Below are 18,589 nucleotides of genomic sequence, written 5' to 3'. Positions count from 1 at the left end.
TGCCTCTAGCACTCAATTTATTTAAGTCCATTTCGTTCAATCCTCCTGATCAAATGTTCTAATTCACTTTCAATAAGTCCTGTTAATGCAGGATAAATAGAATCATCTTCACTTATAAATTCACGAGTAAAAGGATAATTTTCATAAAGTTCTTTGCGATTCATCTTTGAGATTTTTCTAATATTTTCTAATTCTTTAATAATTGCTTTCTTTTTCATTTTGACAACCTCCGTTTTATCCTTTATAATCTAATTGCTTTTTTGTTTAATTAGTCGTTGTTGGCGCAACGGCTATTTTTCTTTATGCTCCAAAATTTCTTTTTAACCATGAGTCTAATTTAGCAGTATCAATTTTCCATGGGCTTGTAGTTCCTGGAGCCTTATATGCTGGAAATCCTCTAATTTTTACATACTTTTCTAATTCATATTTAGTAAACCCATATGGTACTAATTCTTTAATTGTCATGTATCGTTTTGGATACATATTCATGGTTCTCATACTTAACTCTCCATTTCTTCAATAATTTTTAAGTCTGTATAGCTTAAATCCCATTCACTGATAAAATTCAATGCTTTTTCAAAGTCTTTTTCTTTGAACTGACTTCTAGTACGAATTCCTACATATTTGTTAAGGTCCCGATTAATAAAGCTGTATAATTTACTATTTTGCTTTGTTGTAAGATTTAATTTTCTAACTTCTTTGATTGCTCTAACTCTTTTCCTGATTTGTGTACCTAAATAGTTATACTGACCAGGATTTAATAGTTTGTTATCCTTTAATTCTTTTACATCTTCCTGGATGTGTTCGACTTTATCATTTGTTTGAGTTTGAGCTTCAAACATCAACTTAAGAGCATCCATGGGATTATCTGGAATCTGATAACTTCCTGTTTTTCTGATTGCCGGCAACACTTCACTTGTTACCCAGCGTTTGAATTTCTTAGCAGTTGGTAATTTGCTGGATAAGATCAAACTGTATAAGCCTGATTCGTTGATAATAGTTAAATCCTGTTTACCTCCAAGGGTGTCACATTTCGTTACTCCCTTATCTTCATCATCAACATGATCACTAATTGCTTTTCTACTGTTTGTATAACCTAAGATGTCCGCTACATCTTTACCAACAAACCAAGGCTCATCTCCAATCTTTAAACTTCTTACTTCTCCAAATTCTTCGTTTTTAAATACTTGTAATTCATTCATTTTTTAACGTTCCTTTCTTTTTATTTCTTTAAATGTTTCATCAAGTATCCTTTCGATCTCTAACATATATTTTTGAAACAATTGACTGGCAATTATGTATGAAATACATACACTTGTCAGTATCGAAAATATATATTCCATTGTTCAATCTCCTTTTTTTGATTTATTTTTCACCAATGCTATAATTTAAATATCGACACCACCATGTCGAAATTTTAATGAAAGCGAGGTGAAATCATGAATAATATAAATTTTGATATCTATTCAACTTTTATTTCTATCCTATCTTTAGCAACTGCAATTTTTGCTTGTTATCAAACATCTAGAACTATAAAACTTTCAAATCGTGCAATGGTTTCTATGTACCTTATCTCTTCAAAAAAGGGTACTTATATCAAGATTAAAAACTTTGGAAATTTTGATGCTTTATTACTCACATTTGAAACAGATATAAATGTAAACAAAGCTAACACATCTGATAAACTCCCATTTCCTTTAGTTGGATTAAAAAATATCTATTTAGCACCCAAAACTTCAAAAATTGCCTTAATTAATAATAAATACTTAAATAACAATCATTGGATTTCAGTAAAATATCGTGATACATTAACAAATAAACTCTATACATTCAGACTTGAACTAAATACTTATAGAGAATATGCATTAATAGATGAAGAAGATTTTAATCTTGTGGATTATTAGAAATATATTTTAAGATCGCATATAAAGTTTTATTTACTTGTATAAGATTTTCCTCGATTGATTCTAATGTGCTCATTCTATTATCTTCTGCTTCTTCTCTTAGCATGAGTTCAAAACTATCTTCATCTATCCAACCACCTTGCTCTAAAATTTTTCGAGCAGGGTGCTTTTCCTTTTGCTCCATTTTTATTTTACCGGTGCCATCTTCATAAAACCTTTTCATTAATATTACTCCCCTAATTTTTTTTTGAATTTTTAATTTCTTCTAATACAAATTTGGTTGCTTCATCGAAAATTCTTTGCCAGTCTTTATCATTTTTTTCTAAATAATAAATTCCAACAATATTACCAATCGCAATTGAAATTACGATGCTACATATACAACTAAGAATTAATCCCATCTTCTCACCTCATAAATTTTAAATCCATTTTTATGACTTCTAATCACACTTCTGTGTTTGATGTTTCATCGAGACCAATGATATTATTTAAACATTAAAAACCACTTCTGATTTGTGTTATGTCAACAGAATATTTATTTTTAAAATACTCAATTGTTTTGTCGGCTGCATAACCAGTAAGCCTTGTATCTATATGAAAACTTCCACATCTTGTTGGTAAAACAAAAGCCGGTTCAGAAGTATCAATAAATCCATCAATAACAACCATTTCATTTAAATCACGAACAAAACGACGATATATTTTTTCCACAAATGAAGAAGAAATATATTTTTTCTTTTTGCATTTCTTGCACATGAATTTAAATAAATATTCATCTTCTTCGGGGAAATGAGTAATGAGCTCTTTATCAACATATACAAATTCATGATTGCAAAACAATTTGTTAAACATTAATTACCCTCCTTATTTTATATTTTCGTTATCAACGTAATTTTTTTGTAAAAAAATTATCTAATAATATCTAAACTAACTTTACCTAAATCAGCAATTTTTTTTACTTCATCAAAGTAAAATTTGTTAACACCATTTTCTTTATCAACATATGCTCTTAATGATATATTCAAATAATCTGCCATTTCCTTTTGTGTCATTTCTAAATTAATTCTAATAGCTTTTATTGATATTTTTTCCATATATTCCTCCTTGATTTTACGTTGTTAACGAACTTACAAATCAAATATAACACTATATATTTACGTTGTCAACGAATTTGAGCACATTTTTTTATTTTTTCACGTTACAAACGTAACGATATGTGATATTATATATGTGAGGTGAAATCTATGCAAAATGATTTTAATAAAATAAACGGTTCTCTTTTAAAAGAAGCACGAAAAAAGCAAAATTTAACATTGACTGAAGTGGCAAAAAAATGCGGAAAATCTGTAGGATGGCTAGGGGATATTGAAAGTGGTAGGAATAGAATTTATTTTGATGATATGAAAATTTTATGTTCTTTATATAATATTACTTTAGATGAAATATCACTTAAAATTGATGAGTTACAAGAAAAATTATGAGTGATATTGATGTTAGAATTGGCATAAAATTAAAAAAATTAAGAGAATCTAAAAATCTATCACTGAATGATGTTGGTACTAAAGTTGGGAAAGCTAGAAATACAATACACGCTTACGAAAAAGGAAAGATATCGATAAGTGTTCATGTTTTAAAAAGTATTTGTGATGCAATGAATTATAATTATATTGATTTGTTACAAGAAATTGTTGATGACTTAAAGGATCGAGAAAAATAAAAAACTTCACTGCTGGCAACAGTGAAGTCTTAAGTGCACTGGCAATGCACTAATGTAAAATAACCTACGAAAGTCCTTTTACGTGTTTAATTATATCATTTCAGCACGTTCAAGGCAAACAAGAAAGGACGTGTTTATATGGCCAAATATAAAAAAAGAAAAGATGGCAGATATAGTACATCATTAACGCTGGATGGCAAAAGATATGTATTATATGCTAAATCTGTTAAAGAATTGGATAAAAAGAAAATAGACATGCTAGTTAATTATAAACAGGGTAAATCATTAAGAACTAATGATATTAAATTTATAGATTACAAATGGATTTGGTTTGATAGTAAGAAACCATCGATAAACATTAAATCACAGCATAGTTATAAATCTTTATTAAATAATCATTTTAGTAGAATTGATTATAAAAAAGTTAGTGATATAAAAAAAACTGATATACAAATGCTTATTAATGACTTAATTGATAAACCTAATACCGCAAACAAGGTTTATATGACTGTAAATCAAATAATGGAAAATGCTATTGATGATGAAATCATTCTTAAAAATCCATGTAGACGAATAAAAAAGCCCAAATTAGAAGCTAAAAAGAAAAGAATATTAACAAATGAAGAATTCTATCTAACTGAAGTTGCTGATTTTACTGATCGTGAGAAAATGTTTGTTATTATGAGCAAGTATTGTGGACTTAGACCAGAAGAAACACGAGCGTTAACTAAAAAAGATTTTATAATTAATAATGATTACGGATATGTAATTGTTAATAAGACTGTTGTATATGTTTCAAACAAAGCAATTTTTCAAAAGTTTACAAAAAATAATAGCAGCAATAGAGAGGTACCTTTATTTACTAATACAATTCCTTTTATAGAGTATTATCTTAGTACCTTAAAATATGATAAGCTATTTACAAATTTAAGCGATGGTAACGATTATTTAACCTACCAAGGTTATAAATGGCTATTTAAAAAAATAATTGATAAAATAACTGCTAAAGCATTGGAACTGGATATTCAATTTAATCCAGATGGATTTACACCTTATATTTTTAGACATACTTATGCAACACTTTTGTATTATTCTGGAATAAAATTAAAAGATGCTGAATATTATATGGGGCATAGTGATAGCAAAATGTTAAATGATGTATATATTCACTTGGATAAAGAAAAATTAAGAAACAATAACGTAATGGATCAATATATAGAAAATAAATTAAATAATACAAAAAAATTTTTTAATAAAAAGTTACTTGAAACAAAGTAACTTTTTTTCTCTATTATTTTGACTACTTTTTGACTACTAACAATTCAATTAAATCCGATTAAATTAGATGTAATAACAAAGTCAATAACAAAAATAAAAAACGGCTAAACCCTAGTAAAATCAAGGATTTTAGCCGATTTTTTCTCTGGTCTCCCCTTAGGGATTCGAACCCTAGACCCACTGATTAAGAGTCAGTTGCTCTGCCAGCTGAGCTAAGGAGAGATGACAAATATTATAATACATCAACCTTATAAGAAAAGCAAGTGAAAAATAATGAAAAAACTAAATAGCTATGATATAATTAATCAATGAATGGGGTGACTTGGCAATGTTTTACAAACAAACGGTTAATAATATAAAAGTAGTTATAATTCCACTAGATGGCGGTTTATTAGATTTAAATCGGCTTCGTTTTAACTATTTCAAAAGAATATGTAAAAAACATAATTATAATATTACTAAAAAAGAATTTGAAGATTCTTTAGGTAATATGAAAACAATGTATCAACAATTCCCTATTAGTAATAATTATAGCAGTGAAGAAATTAATAATGTTATTGAACGTGATTTATTTGAATACGCAAAATTAAAACCTGATGCTATAAAAAAGGAAGGTACTGAAGAATTATTACATTTCTTTAATCAAAGAAAAATAAAAGTTGCTGTTTTATCAACCCATAAAATAAAAAGTGCTATTAGATATTTACAATTAACAAAATTATATAATCAAATTGATTTTATCATTGGTGGCGATAGTGAATTACCTGGCTTACCTGATCCAGCTGTTTTAACAACCACTTTAGAACAATTAGATTGTCAACCTAGCGAAGCAATGTTAGTTGCCAATTTCCCAAGTTTATTATCAGCTGGAAATCAAATATTAATGAATGTAATCTATCTTAATGATTTATGCAGTGCCAATGAAACAGTAATTCCTCGTGTTTTTAAAATTGCTAAAAACAACTTTGACGTTATTAATGTCTTTTTGTTTTCACCATATGATACTATGGAAATTTATTCACCATTACTTGGCATGTCTAAAGATATGGATTTAGAAACCTTAAATCAAACCTATCATCATTTATTAGAAGAATATAAAAATGATGAACAATTAATTGAATTAGTACGCGATACATATCATTATTTTTTAGGACAAATTGTAAGTGAAGATAATTATCCAATAATAGAACCTAGTTTTTTTAAAGAATATTCAAATAACGAATCCAACAAAGATTCTTCTATAAATAAAAAAAACAATGATTTATCATCATTATTAAAAAATCAAAAAAATACAAAAACTTCTATTGGTACTGATTTAAATGAAGTCAATAATTTAATTGACCAGATCAATGGAAATGTTTCTAACGAAAATATTGAAGAAAACAAACAAGAAAAACTACAAATAGAAAAAGAAAAAACTATCGGATCAAAACTTGCTGATTTTGGCTATACTTTAATTATTGATGCCTTAGTATCATTTATAGCATTATTACTTTATGTTGGTTTTGAAGATTTTATTAATGGTCCTGGTATTGGTGCTAGTATTGTAAGTAAAATCATTGAATTATATATTACTATTGCCTTAGCACCATTTAAATTGATTTTTAACGGTTTAAATAGCTTAATTAGCCTAGTTCCTGATTATTCAACAATAACTGCTGGAAATCAGTTTTTATCAACTTTAGCGATAGAACTTCTTTTTGCCATTATATTTAATATTATCATTATTTATATATGTAAATTAGTTTATCGATTAATTAAAAACATCGGAGTCGAAAATGAAGATAATTAATAAAATTAAAGAAATAGATGTAAAAACATCACACTATTTTTTAAAATACTATCATCACCATTTTCTAAATAAGATCATGATACTGATCACTGGAATTGGTGATTTTGGAATGATTTGGCTTGGCTTAATTTTAATATTGAGTCTTCATAGTCAAACTCGTTTTCTTGCCCAAAGAATGTTAACAGCCCTACTTGCTTCAACAATCATTGGTCAAGTAACTATTAAATCACTTGTAAAAAGAAAACGTCCTTGTCATACATTTACAGATGTAAACATGTTAATAGCTATTCCTAATGACTATTCATTTCCATCTGGACATACTACTTCAAGCTTTGCTTGTGCAACGACAGTATGTTTTTTATTTCCTAAAGCAGGGGTAATTTTTATGATCTTCGCTTTTATAATGGCATTTTCTAGATTATATCTGTTTGTCCATTATTTAAGTGATGTTACTTTTGGAATGATTTTAGGTATTTTAGTAGGAGTAATTGTTATGTTAATATAAAAAAAAGTGCCAAAAACTGGCACTAAATTAATAATCCAATACTTAAAACCGCAATCAAGTTCTTTGCCATATGTAACAAGATAGACGCAAAAATCGTCTGTCTTTTTTCATATACATAAGAAAGTGATAACCCTGTTGCCATATATGGAATCAGCTTAATCCATTCAGTCATGTCCCCTGCAAGAATGTAAGTATAAACATGTAATAAACCAAACAAAAATGCTGAAAGTATATGCGCTAAAACTTTATTTTTTTGCCTTAATGTATTGAAAATAACCCCTCTAAATAACATTTCTTCAACAAAAGGAGCTAAAATAACACTTTGGATAAACATTAATGGCAGATTAGATTTCACTAATGATTCTACAAATACTTGATTAGTAGCATCAGAAGCCTGAGATCCTAAAATCAAAGTTTCAATAGCTGTACCAACGAAAGCTAACCCATAAGATACAACTAAACCGATTGTAAGTACCCAAATAATATTTTCTAAAAATTTATCTTTAAAAATTTTCCAATTTTCAATTAAGAAATCTTTTAAAACAAATATTATCGGTATAGCCGAAGCAATCCCTATTAACATATTATAAATAATATTTACAAAATCAGCTGAATAAGCATTGCTAATATACATTAAATAAAGATTTATTAAAAAATTCAAAATTGTCGGTGCAAAATACAAATACCAGGGAAAAAGAAGAATTACCCCAATTGCTTTTTGCCGATTATTTAACTTCACTGTTTCAATCAAATTCAAATTAACACCCCGCTAAATCTGGTTTTTATCTTCTAAATCAATTTCTTCAAAAAATACTGCTTTACATACTTCTAGTTCAGCTGTAAATAAATAAACACCCACAATTGTCGTAAGTACATCTACAATAATTGGTACTGGAATAATCATTGTAACAACAGTCATAATAAGTACCGCTAAAAAATACCAGCCAATATAAGAAAGATATAGTACTACTAAAGTTGATTTATGCCCTTTCATTAACCGAGCTGATTCACTCATCGCCTTAGCACCCTTTATATTGTATTTTTCTAATAAATATGGTGTTAAAGCAAAATATAATGAATACATTATTAAAACAACTATCAACACAATACTACCCCAAAAAAAGATATTACCAATATTTTCTATCACTGTAACCATTTTTGGATCATTTAAAATAGTACTAATATCTGTTGTTTCAAATCCTGATTGCATAATAAACGATATAATACTATTAAAGGCAGCATCGCCAATTATTAACTTTGAAACCAGAGCAATAATTAAAAGAACTAACATCAATAAAAATAACAACAATAATTCTTTAATAAAATAAGTAAAAAATAAATCTTTATACCTTTTTATCCCAACTAAACCATCTTGTTCTATTGATAATTCATCACTTCGTTCATTAACTGTTTTTAAAGCAGTTACTACTTTACCATGTGAAAACGGTAAAACCAAAAAACCCAATATAGTTATCAAAAACGGAATACTACTTCCAATTAATTGAATTAAATAATTTATAGCAACCATCATGATACCAATAAATAAAAATATCATTACAATACTACTACGATTAGTAGCAATCATACTTCTAGCCTTGGTCTTTATATCACGAACATTCATACTAATCCCTCCATGTTATTATTATATCAAATAATAGCATTAAAGGGAATTATTTGATGTCTAAACTAGTTTTTATAGCTTGATTAATCTGTTTCATAATTCGATTATCAATTTTTCCAACCTTTTCTTTAATACGCTTTTTATCAATCGTTCTAATCTGTTCTAATAATACAACACTCTTTTTTTCTAATGACCCCGTCTCTAACATAACATGGGTTGGCAAAGGATTTTTAGTTAACCTTGATGATATCGGTGCAATAATAACTGTTGTTGAATAACGATTACCTTTATTGTTTTGTAATATTATTACTGGTCGATATCCACCTTGTTCACTTCCTACAACTGGTGATAAATCAGCATAATAGATTTCCCCTCTATGTATCATAACAACAACTCCTTTATTGCAATATATGATTAAAGATAAATTTTATACCCAATAAAAGAGTTATATGGTATGATTATCTTATCAATATGGAGGTAAACAAAAATGATAAAAGCAGTAATTTTTGATATGGATGGTTTAATGATTGACAGCGAACGTGTAACCTTTGAGGGGTATCAACATGTTTTAGCTAAAGAAAACCTAACAATGAGTGAAGAAAAATACAAAACGCTTTTAGGAAAACCAGTAAAAGCTGTTCATGATTTATTTAAAGAAGATTATGGTCCACAATATGATGTTGACCAAATTATTAAAGATGTTCATGCTTATATTGCTAAACGTTTTGAAACTGAGGGCGTACCTTTAAAACCAGGATTAGTTGAATTATTAAAATATTTAAAAGAAAATAATTATAAAACAATTATTGCAACAAGTTCTCATCGTAATCGAGTTGACTTAATTGTTAAACAAGCCCAAATCGATCAATATTTTGATGATTCTATTTGCGGTGATGAAGTAACAAAAGGAAAACCAAATCCTGAAGTATTCTTAAAAGCTTGTCAAAAACTACAAGTATCACCACAAGATGCCTTAGTTTTAGAAGACTCTGAATCAGGTATCAATGCCGCTTATAATGCTGAGATAAAAGTAATCGGGATTCCTGATATGAAATATCCTGAAGAAAAATATGTTAAAATGACTTATAAGATCATGGATAACTTATTCCAGGTAAAAGATTTTTTAGAAGAAAACAATAAATAAGGAGGAATTAATGAAGTGAACTCAATTATTTGGATACCCAAATAATTGAGTTCATTTCATAATCGATTCCTTTTTTGATACTAACTAAAAAAAGATTAGCATACTGTATGTCTACAAATCCTAATCTTTTTATCAACACTTATAAATTAATAATCTTAAATTATTTTACTACATCATTCATTATCTGATCAATTAATTGAATAACTCGTTCGCTATTTTTTCCATCTTGATATTTAAAAAACATTTGACTAAATTCTTTAATATCATAGCTTTTATTTTCCTTAATAGCATCAATTACTTCAGTTTCATTTTTACAAATTGCCCCTGGCATCACTTGACTATAATCAACAAAACATCCTAATGTCTTCAAATATTCATCTAAATCCGGAACATAAAAATACATCGGTTTATTTAATAAAGAATAATCAAAGATTATCGAAGAAAAATCAGAGATCAGCATATCACTAACTGTAAATAAATCATGAGTATCTTCATGATTTAAATTTATGATCCGTTTATCATCTTGTAATTTTGCTTTTAACAATAAAGGGTGGAATTTATAAATTAAAACATAATCATCACCTAAAGCATTTAAAACTTTTGTAGCATCAAAATCTACTGCTTTAAAACCTTGATAAATATTTCCTCTAAATGTTGGTGCATATAAAATTATCTTTTTATTTTCTAAAACAGGGTACTTACTAATCAGTTTTTGTTTAGTAGTATTTAAATAATTATCATCATTTAAATGATCAACACGCGGCATCCCCGTAGTAATTACATGATCTTTGCTTACCGCAAAAGCTTCATGATATGGTTCTTTCCAATAATCACTATTACTTATGACATAATCGTAATTTCTAATTGGATATTCACGCTTAATCGCATTTCCAAATTTTTTAATTGCTCCTGTTGCATGCCAGACTTGAACAACAGTTACCCCTTCTCGTTTAAAATTACTTATAACATAATTATTATCAGTAATTAAAACTAATTTTGAAGTGTTTATAACATATATTTGTTTAATACAATTCAACATGTACAAAAAATTATTTATCAATGATTTCTTATTATAATTTATTAATACTGTTTTTAAATCATAATCTTTTTTATTTTTAAGACCATCATAAATAATCTTTAAATCACTTTCTAAATGATTAGATTCTAGCGAAACAAATGCAATTTGATTTTGCTTAATAGAAAAACGACTTACAAAAATATTACTTATTTTAAGAATAATATAAATTATAATCTTTTTTATTCCCATTTTCTCACCTACTTAAATAATATTTCAACAACACGTTTACTTGCATTTCCATCTTCATGATTATTAAACCGCTGGTTAAATACTTCTAGTTTTGAATAATCATAACAATGATTGGCAACTTTATATAAAAGATCATCTTCATTTTCAATAACTTCACCAGGAAGATCATTATAAATATCTAAATAAAAACCTCTTAATTCATCACGATAACTATCTAAATCATACATATAGAAATAAATTGGTCTTTTTAAAATTGCATAATCAAAGAAAACACTTGAATAATCAGTTATTAAAACATCAGCAATTAGATATAATGAACTAATATCTGATTGAGGATCGATAAAATAAACAAAATCCTTAACGGCTTCTAAATCAAAATCATTTACAATTAAATAATGCGGCTTAAATAATACAATATATTCATCTTGTAAAACTTGCTGCCATTTTTTAAAATCAACTTCAAGCTTAAAAGTATAACCTTTTAAATTATATGAATTATCACGCCAGGTTGGCGCATATAAAATAATTTTTTTATCTTTAGGCAAGTTCAATTTAGCTTTAATTTTCATAACATCATCCTCAGTATAATTAGATAAAATATCATTACGAGGATAGCCTGTTTCAATTAATCTTTCTTTATTAATAGCAAACGCACTTTGAAATACTTCAGTAGTAAAACTACTAGGGCTAATCATATAATTATATTTACTTACATCATTATCATAAGTTGAACGCATTTCTTCAACTGACATTTCACTACGATAAAAAGTTGTTCCTTCAGGAACTTCAATATCATGAGCTAATTTTTTTAGCGGTGTACCATGCCAAGTTTGTAAATATATTTGATTTTTTTTCTTTAAGACATACTTTGGTAATTTACAATTAGAAATCCAATATTTACTGCGGGCTAAATAAAAGAAATATGGTATACTAAAATATTCAATAATCTTAGCATTTGGTATCTGGATATTCTTTTTTCGATGATGTTTTATTGCAAAAATGCAACGATATTTTTGATATTCTTGATGTGCCGTCATATATTGATGTAAGGCCATCGGATTATCAGAATAACCACGACCATGAAAAGAAATAAACAAAATCGTGTTTTTATCACAAGGAATAAAACGATATCCTAAGCGATAAATTATACGTATCATTTTTCCTAAAAATTTTTTTATCAGCTTCATTTTTTCCTCCTATAAAAATAAGGGGTATTGCCCCTTATTTAAACACTTCTTCAACAACACGTTTACTAGCATTGCCATCTTCCCATGAACAAAAGCGTTGATAAAATTGTTGATATTTTTCTTGATAATCAGCATTTAACTGATCAATATTTTTAATTTTGTCAACCACTTCTTCACTAGAAAATACTAATGGACCTGGTAATTCAGTTTCCATATCAATATAAAAACCTCGTAATACATCACGATATTTATCTAAATCATAGGTATAAAATAATAACGGTCTTTTTAAATTAGCATAATCAAAGAAAACACTAGAATAATCAGTAATACAAATATCACTAATTAAATATATTTCAGTAATATCATCATATTTACTTAAATTAAATGCAAAATCTTCTAAACCTGTTACATCTAAATTATCAGCAATGTAATGATGTGTTCTTAACAACACAACATATTGATCTCCTAATTCTTTTTTCAATAAATCTAAATCTAACTTCAATTTAAACTTATATCTACCATTTCCATAATATTCATCGTCACGCCAGGTTGGTGCATATAAAATAGTTTTCTTATCTAAAGGAATTCCAAGTTTTTTCTTTAAATTTAATGCTATTTCATCACGATTACTAGCAGATAATAAATCATTACGAGGATATCCAGTTTCTAACATATTACCATCGTACATAAAACAGCTTTTAAAAATATCACTAGAAAATTTATTTGGGGCAATCAAATAATCCCATTCTTTCTTTTGACGATAAAACTGTGCTTTATAAGTTGGTGAAGCAGCAGTTACTTCTTCTTGATCAAATGCTAATCGTTTTAGCGGTGTTCCATGCCAGGTTTCTAAAAATACTTGTTCTTCACGTTTTCTAAACCATAATGGCTGACGAATATTAAAAACAAAATATTTACTAACCCCTAAATAATAAGCATATTCACGTGTAAATCTTTTTACAATTTTACCACCATATGGTAATTTTTCATGAGGATCATTTAAAACCCAAACAAATTCATATTTACCTGGATAATTTTTCCCTAGATATTCATAGATATATTTAGGTGAATCAGCATAACTTTTTCCCATAAATGTTTCAAACATAATTAAATTTTCTTTAATTGGTTTATTAATATATTTATGTTGATAAAGATATTTGTTCATCTCGTTTTTATTTTTAAGAATTTTCTTAAATTTGATTTTTGCAAGATGACGATTCACCGCTCTTTTTACAGTCGCTAAATCTTTATTGATACAAGCATTAACAATTTTTTTACTGTAACGAGAGCATCTAGACAATAGTCTTGGTTGAATATTCTTTAGAACTTCAGACATCACTTCAAAACGCTCTGTGCGCCATAAATCATTTTTACTACGACGAATCTTTCGAGCAAAAAATTTAGTATAATAACGCAACATTTTTGAATCCAGATAATAACGAATATAGCTTTCTGGTGGAATAATAGCCGCACAATAACGATAAGCAGCTATAAATTCATCAAATTTATTTTCTGAATCTTTTATCTGAGATAATGCTGGATTATTAATTGGATCATTGTGCTTTCTTTTTACATAAATAGCTTGATCAACACGATCAAAACTGCGAGCAAAATTTAATAACTGCACTACAAATGGTGCATCACAATAATAATTAAAATCTTCATTGAATCGCAATTGATGTTCTTTGATTAATTGTGCTTTAATTAAAATATTCAAAACTGATATATTTCTAATTGCATGTCTAGTTCTTATTAAAATATCAGTAGCATATTCACTATAATTATCTTCATTATATTCCTTTTCAAGAAATTTATTATCAAGATCATGATCTTTATCTTTTAGATTCAACTCATTGTTCTTTTCATCACCCATAGTTTCAAAAACTTTCTTTTTAAACCAGGTAACTTTTCGAATTCCAGCAACTAAATCTAAATTATCCTGACTTGCTCGTGTTAATAAAGTATTTAATGATCCTGGCATTAAATAATCATCCCAATCAATAAAATAAATATATTCACCACAAGCATTTTCTAATCCAATATTACGTTTTTTAGCGACATTTAAGCCATCTTCTACCGTAATAATTTTTAAATTAACAGGATATTCTTGAATTTGTTGATCAATTTTAGCGCTTTTACTAGCTATTAATAATGTTTCAAAATCATCTAGATTTTGTTCACTAATACTTTCTAAACAATCATATAAATATTGTTCATAACGATCGTAAGGAATAATTATACTTAACTTCATCTTTTTACCTACTTATGTAAATCATCTTTTATTTTAGTTGTAGAAATACCTTCTGTACGTGGTAAATAAACAACTTCACAATAATCTTTTAAGAAATCAAATTTTCCTTTCCAATCGTCACCCATAACAAATACATCAACATCATGTTCTTGAATATCTCTTATCTTTTGATCCCAAGATTCTTCAAGAATTACTTCATCAACATATCTAATAGCCTCTAAAATTAACTTACGATCTTGTTCACTATGATATGCTTTTTTTCCTTTTTGAGCGTTAAATGCATCACTGCTTACAGCAACAATTAAATAATCACCTAACTCTTTAGCTCTTTTTAAAATATTCAAATGACCTACATGAAATAGATCAAATGTTCCATATGTAATTACCTTCTTCATTTTAATTCACCTATCCTTTTATGCGATCTATAACTTTTTCCCAAAAACTAATCTGTGGGTTTTGGACAATTCTTTTTTCAAATTTTTTATCTCTGATTTTTGCTTTTTCTTTATTAGAAAGACTATTGTAATAGTCTACATATTCACCATAATGATCACATACTTCGTTAACTTCCCCATATTCTTTAAGCATGCCACCTTCTATCCACATGGCACTTTGGCAAAACTTTCTTACTTGAGGTAATGAATGGGAAATAAATATAATTGTTTTTCCCTTATCTTTTAGCTCATTCATTTTATTCAAACATTTTTGAGCAAAACCTTTATCACCTACTGATAAAGCCTCATCAACAATAATAATATCAGGATCCAAATAAATTGAAATAGAAAATCCAAGTCGGGATTTCATACCACTAGAATATTTCTTTACAGGCTGATACAAAAAATCACCAAGTTCTGCAAATTCAATAACACCATCGATGATTTCTTGAATTTTCTTTTTCGAAAGTCCTAATAAAGCACCTTTAACATTAATATTTTCCAAACCAGTAAGCTGCTTATTTAAACCAGTATTGATTGCAACTAAAGACTGTTCACCATTTATATGCATAACACCCTCATCTATCTCACTAATACCAGCTAAAATAAGTGATAAAGTTGACTTTCCAGAACCATTAGTTCCTAAAATCCCAACAACCTCACCTTTAGGAATTTCAAAACTAATATCTTTTAAAGCATAGAAGCGTTTTGCTTCATTACTTTTCCCTTTACCAGTATTTTTCTTTTTTAATTTATATATTTTTGAAACATGTTCAAATTTAATAGCATAATTTTCCATTTTATCACCTAAATCAAATCAATAATCTTATGTTTAAATTTATACATCATCATGCATCCAATTACAAATAAAACAATTGTAATCAACCAGAACACACCCATTTGTTTCCAATAATGCATAAATCCATAATGATATAAAAAGCAATCACGATATCCACAAACAATATAATAGATTGGATTAATATTCATTATAAAACGAATAAAATTAAATAAAGGTGTTTGTCCACTAAAACGAGAAATTGGCCACAAGATTGGTGTTAAATATAAAATCAAACGCATACAAGCAAGAATTAACTTTCTAGTATCACGAGCAATCATATTTAAAACCGATGTTACCATTGCTAGACTGATTGCAAAACAACATGCTGCAAAACAATAATATATTAAACCCAACCAGTGTATAGAAGGATATATACCTTGTGTAAAATAAAACAATACTAATAAAATCAAGATACAAGCATGATTAAATAATTCTTTTAAGACCACAGTAGCCGGCAAAACGCTAACTGGAAATTTCATTTTAGTAATAACTCCAATTTTTGAAAAAATCGCATTAGCTCCATGAGTTATGCATGGATTAATAAAAAACCAGACTACCATCCCGGCTAACATCCATTGAATAAATGGAAAGCCATCAACAGCATTTCGATTCATTACAAATCCAAAAACAAAATAATAAGTTAAAATTTGAATAAAAGGATTTGCAAAATTCCAAAAGATTCCAAGTTTTGAATCTCGCATATCTGATAGTAGTTCATATTTAGAAATAGAATATATTCTAAATAAATTACTAAAATTCTCTTTTAGAACATATTTTATACTTTTTAGCATCTTATACCTCCAAGCTACTTTAATTTACAACAATATCATTATAATTATAGCACAATTATATTACAATATAAAATAACATAATTTTTTACAAAAATAAAAGATATTTTCAGATTTTTTGCATTGAAATCATTACTTTTATTAGCACTATTTTGCAAATAAATCATCTTAGTTGAATCTATAAATAAAATATGATAATCTTATTTACGAAAGAGAGGCAATAATTATGCAAGAAACTGTATTATTATATAATATTGATAAGACTGAAGCGGGAAAAGCCATTATTTCAATATTAGAAAAATTAAATGTTGAAGTAATAATTGTTAAAACTAGTGATTTAATGAGTCCTATTGGTTATATTTTAGGTATTGAAGATTACCAGCGAGGAACTGAAGCTTTAACGTCTATTCCTCATGATGATATGATGGTTTTAGCTGGTTTTGAAGATGGGCAAGTTGATATTTTATTACAAATCTTCAAAGAAGCAAATATTCCATTTATTCCTTTAAAGGCTATTGTTACAAAAACTAATATAGACTGGACTTTTAAACAGCTTTTAGAAAATGTTAAAAAAGAATATTTAGAATTTACAGGTATGAAACAAACTAATTAACAAAAAAGCCAAAATTATTTTGGCTTTTTTTAACGTCCATATAAATCAGACATTGGCACTTTATCTAATAGAGAATCAATTTTAGCAACTTCTTCTTCAGTTAAATAAACATTAGCTGATTCTAAGTTTTCTTTTAAACGGTTACTTTTACGAGTCCCTGGAATTGGGATAATATATGGTTTTTTATTGATCATCCATGCTAATGAAAGTTGAGCTGGGGTACAATTTTTTTCTTTAGAAATTGCTCTAATCATTTCCATTAATTCTTGATTAGCATCATATGCTTCAGGTGTAAATTGAGGCATTCTTGTTCTAAAGTCATCTTTATCAGTAAATTTAACATCTTTATTATAAGCATCAGATAATAAACCATTGGCTAGTGGTGAAAAAGCAACTAAAGAAATATTTAATTCTTCAAGAACTGGGAATAGTGTTTCATAATCACGATACATCATAGAATAACGGTTTTGAATTGCTGTTAATGGACAAATTGCATGAGCTCTTCTAATTGTATCTTCATCAGCTTCAGAAATACCCCAATATCTAATTTTTCCAGCTTCCATTAGCTCTTTCATTGTTTTAGCTACTGTTTCAATTGGTACATTAGGATCAATACGATGTAAATAATATAAATCAATATAATCAGTTTTTAATCGTTTCAAACTTCCTTCAATTGCTTTTTTTATTGTTTCTGGACGAGCATCCATTACAAGATTTGTACCTTGATGATGAACCCCACATTTTGTTGCAATAATAACTTGATCACGATAAGGTGCTAATGCTTCACCAACTAATTCTTCATTATATTCAATAGTACCATCTTCATTTTCTGCTACATAACATTCAGCAGTATCAAAGAAATTACATCCTTGTTCAACTGCTTGAATAATTAATTTTTTCATTTCCTCTTTGTTGGCTGGTTTACCATATGCATGAGTCATTCCCATACATCCTAAACCAACTGCAGACACTTCTAAATCTTTACCTAATTTTTGTTTTCTCATTAAAATTCTCCTTTTATAATTAACGATCTAGTCCAGCAATCATTTCTACAGTTGCTGCATTATAATGATCAAAGAAACAGCTTTTATTACGATTCATACTTTCAATTATTTCCATATCTTCATAATTTAATTCAAAATCAAAGATATTAATATTTTCTTGCATTCTTTCTTTTTTAACTGATTTTGCTAGTGGTACAATTCCTCTTTGTACTAACCATCTTAAAATTACTTGCGCAATAGATTTAC

Annotated in this window: 27 protein-coding genes and 1 tRNA gene; 8 read left to right on the top strand and 20 right to left on the bottom strand. The window is 27.5% G+C overall.

The window, feature by feature from the left end; genetic code table 11:
• Positions 1-17: 17 nt before the first annotated feature.
• From B5F09_RS06530 to B5F09_RS14835, 4 genes are all read right to left on the bottom strand, one after another.
• Positions 18-218: a hypothetical protein gene (locus B5F09_RS06530; RefSeq protein WP_087372863.1), complete on the bottom strand. Its 201-nt coding sequence runs from the start codon at positions 216-218 to the stop codon at positions 18-20.
• Positions 219-300: 82 nt separating this feature from the next.
• Positions 301-498: a hypothetical protein gene (locus B5F09_RS06525; RefSeq protein WP_087372860.1), complete on the bottom strand. Its 198-nt coding sequence runs from the start codon at positions 496-498 to the stop codon at positions 301-303.
• Positions 499-500: 2 nt separating this feature from the next.
• Positions 501-1,202, bottom strand: a complete 702-nt coding sequence (locus B5F09_RS06520; RefSeq protein WP_087372859.1) for a BRO family protein — start codon at positions 1,200-1,202, stop codon at positions 501-503.
• Between the two features lie 3 nt (positions 1,203-1,205).
• Positions 1,206-1,343: a hypothetical protein gene (locus tag B5F09_RS14835; RefSeq protein ID WP_158095811.1), complete on the bottom strand. Its 138-nt coding sequence runs from the start codon at positions 1,341-1,343 to the stop codon at positions 1,206-1,208.
• 96 nt (positions 1,344-1,439) lie between these two features.
• Between B5F09_RS14835 and B5F09_RS06515 the strand changes: the two genes are divergently transcribed.
• Positions 1,440-1,904, top strand: a complete 465-nt coding sequence (locus tag B5F09_RS06515) for a hypothetical protein (RefSeq protein ID WP_087372856.1) — start codon at positions 1,440-1,442, stop codon at positions 1,902-1,904.
• Here B5F09_RS06515 and B5F09_RS06510 read toward each other — a convergent pair.
• The 4 genes from B5F09_RS06510 to B5F09_RS06500 all read right to left on the bottom strand — a co-directional run bounded on the left by B5F09_RS06510 (position 1,885) and on the right by B5F09_RS06500 (position 2,998).
• On the bottom strand, positions 1,885-2,127 hold the full coding sequence (locus B5F09_RS06510) for a hypothetical protein (RefSeq protein ID WP_087372853.1): 243 nt from the start codon (positions 2,125-2,127) through the stop codon (positions 1,885-1,887). The genes B5F09_RS06515 and B5F09_RS06510 overlap by 20 nt on opposite strands.
• A gap of 13 nt (positions 2,128-2,140) precedes the next feature.
• Positions 2,141-2,305: a hypothetical protein gene (locus tag B5F09_RS14830; RefSeq protein ID WP_158095810.1), complete on the bottom strand. Its 165-nt coding sequence runs from the start codon at positions 2,303-2,305 to the stop codon at positions 2,141-2,143.
• 94 nt (positions 2,306-2,399) lie between these two features.
• The gene (locus B5F09_RS06505) at positions 2,400-2,756 is read right to left on the bottom strand and encodes a hypothetical protein (RefSeq protein ID WP_087372850.1); all 357 of its coding nucleotides are present in this window, start codon (positions 2,754-2,756) and stop codon (positions 2,400-2,402) included.
• Positions 2,757-2,812: 56 nt separating this feature from the next.
• Entirely contained in the window at positions 2,813-2,998 is a 186-nt protein-coding gene (locus tag B5F09_RS06500) for a helix-turn-helix transcriptional regulator (RefSeq protein WP_087372847.1), read from the bottom strand.
• A 150-nt stretch (positions 2,999-3,148) separates the two neighbouring features.
• Between B5F09_RS06500 and B5F09_RS06495 the strand changes: the two genes are divergently transcribed.
• The 3 genes from B5F09_RS06495 (at position 3,149) to B5F09_RS06485 (ending at position 4,899) form a co-directional block, all read left to right on the top strand.
• Positions 3,149-3,385: a helix-turn-helix domain-containing protein gene (locus tag B5F09_RS06495; protein ID WP_087372844.1), complete on the top strand. Its 237-nt coding sequence runs from the start codon at positions 3,149-3,151 to the stop codon at positions 3,383-3,385.
• The gene (locus tag B5F09_RS06490; protein ID WP_087372840.1) at positions 3,382-3,621 is read left to right on the top strand and encodes a helix-turn-helix domain-containing protein; all 240 of its coding nucleotides are present in this window, start codon (positions 3,382-3,384) and stop codon (positions 3,619-3,621) included. The genes B5F09_RS06495 and B5F09_RS06490 overlap by 4 nt, the downstream gene beginning before the upstream one ends.
• Before the next feature lie 138 nt (positions 3,622-3,759).
• Positions 3,760-4,899 (top strand): site-specific integrase, encoded by a 1,140-nt coding sequence (locus tag B5F09_RS06485; protein WP_087372836.1) that lies wholly within the window; start codon positions 3,760-3,762, stop codon positions 4,897-4,899.
• A 146-nt stretch (positions 4,900-5,045) separates the two neighbouring features.
• Here the strand turns inward: B5F09_RS06485 and B5F09_RS06480 are convergent.
• Positions 5,046-5,121 (bottom strand) — tRNA-Lys (locus B5F09_RS06480).
• Positions 5,122-5,227: 106 nt separating this feature from the next.
• Between B5F09_RS06480 and B5F09_RS06475 the strand changes: the two genes are divergently transcribed.
• Both B5F09_RS06475 and B5F09_RS06470 read left to right on the top strand, forming a co-directional pair.
• Complete coding sequence (locus B5F09_RS06475; protein WP_087372833.1) at positions 5,228-6,691, top strand: HAD family phosphatase; 1,464 nt, start codon at positions 5,228-5,230, stop codon at positions 6,689-6,691.
• Positions 6,678-7,196: a phosphatase PAP2 family protein gene (locus B5F09_RS06470; protein ID WP_087372830.1), complete on the top strand. Its 519-nt coding sequence runs from the start codon at positions 6,678-6,680 to the stop codon at positions 7,194-7,196. The genes B5F09_RS06475 and B5F09_RS06470 overlap by 14 nt, the downstream gene beginning before the upstream one ends.
• A gap of 22 nt (positions 7,197-7,218) precedes the next feature.
• Here the strand turns inward: B5F09_RS06470 and B5F09_RS06465 are convergent, their stop codons facing one another.
• From B5F09_RS06465 to B5F09_RS06455, 3 genes are read right to left on the bottom strand one after another with little or no spacing between them, the layout of a single operon-like run.
• On the bottom strand, positions 7,219-7,953 hold the full coding sequence (locus tag B5F09_RS06465) for a CPBP family intramembrane glutamic endopeptidase (RefSeq protein ID WP_087302930.1): 735 nt from the start codon (positions 7,951-7,953) through the stop codon (positions 7,219-7,221).
• Between the two features lie 12 nt (positions 7,954-7,965).
• On the bottom strand, positions 7,966-8,817 hold the full coding sequence (locus B5F09_RS06460) for a DUF975 family protein (RefSeq protein WP_087372826.1): 852 nt from the start codon (positions 8,815-8,817) through the stop codon (positions 7,966-7,968).
• Positions 8,818-8,866: 49 nt separating this feature from the next.
• Positions 8,867-9,202: a type II toxin-antitoxin system PemK/MazF family toxin gene (locus B5F09_RS06455; RefSeq protein WP_087302926.1), complete on the bottom strand. Its 336-nt coding sequence runs from the start codon at positions 9,200-9,202 to the stop codon at positions 8,867-8,869.
• Positions 9,203-9,304: 102 nt separating this feature from the next.
• On the opposite strand from B5F09_RS06455, the gene B5F09_RS06450 reads away from it, so the two are divergent.
• Positions 9,305-9,961, top strand: a complete 657-nt coding sequence (locus tag B5F09_RS06450) for an HAD family phosphatase (protein ID WP_087372823.1) — start codon at positions 9,305-9,307, stop codon at positions 9,959-9,961.
• Positions 9,962-10,121: 160 nt separating this feature from the next.
• Here the strand turns inward: B5F09_RS06450 and B5F09_RS06445 are convergent, their stop codons facing one another.
• Genes B5F09_RS06445 through B5F09_RS06420 form a run of 6 tightly spaced genes read right to left on the bottom strand, consistent with a single transcriptional unit; the run spans position 10,122 to position 16,729 of the window.
• Positions 10,122-11,228 (bottom strand): CDP-glycerol glycerophosphotransferase family protein, encoded by a 1,107-nt coding sequence (locus B5F09_RS06445; protein WP_087372820.1) that lies wholly within the window; start codon positions 11,226-11,228, stop codon positions 10,122-10,124.
• 8 nt (positions 11,229-11,236) lie between these two features.
• Entirely contained in the window at positions 11,237-12,415 is a 1,179-nt protein-coding gene (locus B5F09_RS06440) for a CDP-glycerol glycerophosphotransferase family protein (RefSeq protein WP_087372817.1), read from the bottom strand.
• 34 nt (positions 12,416-12,449) lie between these two features.
• Complete coding sequence (locus B5F09_RS06435; protein ID WP_087372814.1) at positions 12,450-14,666, bottom strand: bifunctional glycosyltransferase family 2 protein/CDP-glycerol:glycerophosphate glycerophosphotransferase; 2,217 nt, start codon at positions 14,664-14,666, stop codon at positions 12,450-12,452.
• Positions 14,667-14,674: 8 nt separating this feature from the next.
• Complete coding sequence (gene tagD / locus B5F09_RS06430) at positions 14,675-15,061, bottom strand: glycerol-3-phosphate cytidylyltransferase (RefSeq protein WP_087302917.1); 387 nt, start codon at positions 15,059-15,061, stop codon at positions 14,675-14,677.
• A gap of 10 nt (positions 15,062-15,071) precedes the next feature.
• Positions 15,072-15,899: an ABC transporter ATP-binding protein gene (locus B5F09_RS06425; RefSeq protein WP_087372811.1), complete on the bottom strand. Its 828-nt coding sequence runs from the start codon at positions 15,897-15,899 to the stop codon at positions 15,072-15,074.
• An 8-nt stretch (positions 15,900-15,907) separates the two neighbouring features.
• Positions 15,908-16,729, bottom strand: coding sequence for an ABC transporter permease (locus B5F09_RS06420; protein ID WP_087372808.1), 822 nt, complete (start codon positions 16,727-16,729; stop codon positions 15,908-15,910).
• 223 nt (positions 16,730-16,952) lie between these two features.
• Here B5F09_RS06420 and B5F09_RS06415 point away from each other — a divergent pair, with 223 nt between their 5' ends.
• Positions 16,953-17,339, top strand: coding sequence for a DUF3783 domain-containing protein (locus tag B5F09_RS06415; RefSeq protein ID WP_087372804.1), 387 nt, complete (start codon positions 16,953-16,955; stop codon positions 17,337-17,339).
• A 29-nt stretch (positions 17,340-17,368) separates the two neighbouring features.
• Here B5F09_RS06415 and B5F09_RS06410 read toward each other — a convergent pair whose 3' ends face one another.
• A complete protein-coding gene (locus B5F09_RS06410; RefSeq protein WP_087372801.1) occupies positions 17,369-18,343 on the bottom strand; it encodes an aldo/keto reductase in 975 nt (324 codons plus the stop codon).
• A gap of 19 nt (positions 18,344-18,362) precedes the next feature.
• Positions 18,363-18,589 (bottom strand): aldo/keto reductase (locus B5F09_RS06405; RefSeq protein WP_204215244.1); only part of this gene is annotated, 227 nt, incomplete at its 5' end.

This window comes from Erysipelatoclostridium sp. An173, from assembly GCF_002160495.1.
Classification (GTDB): Bacteria; Bacillota_I; Bacilli_A; order Erysipelotrichales; family Coprobacillaceae; genus Thomasclavelia; species Thomasclavelia merdavium.
This window is presented reverse-complemented; position numbering and strand designations above follow the sequence as displayed.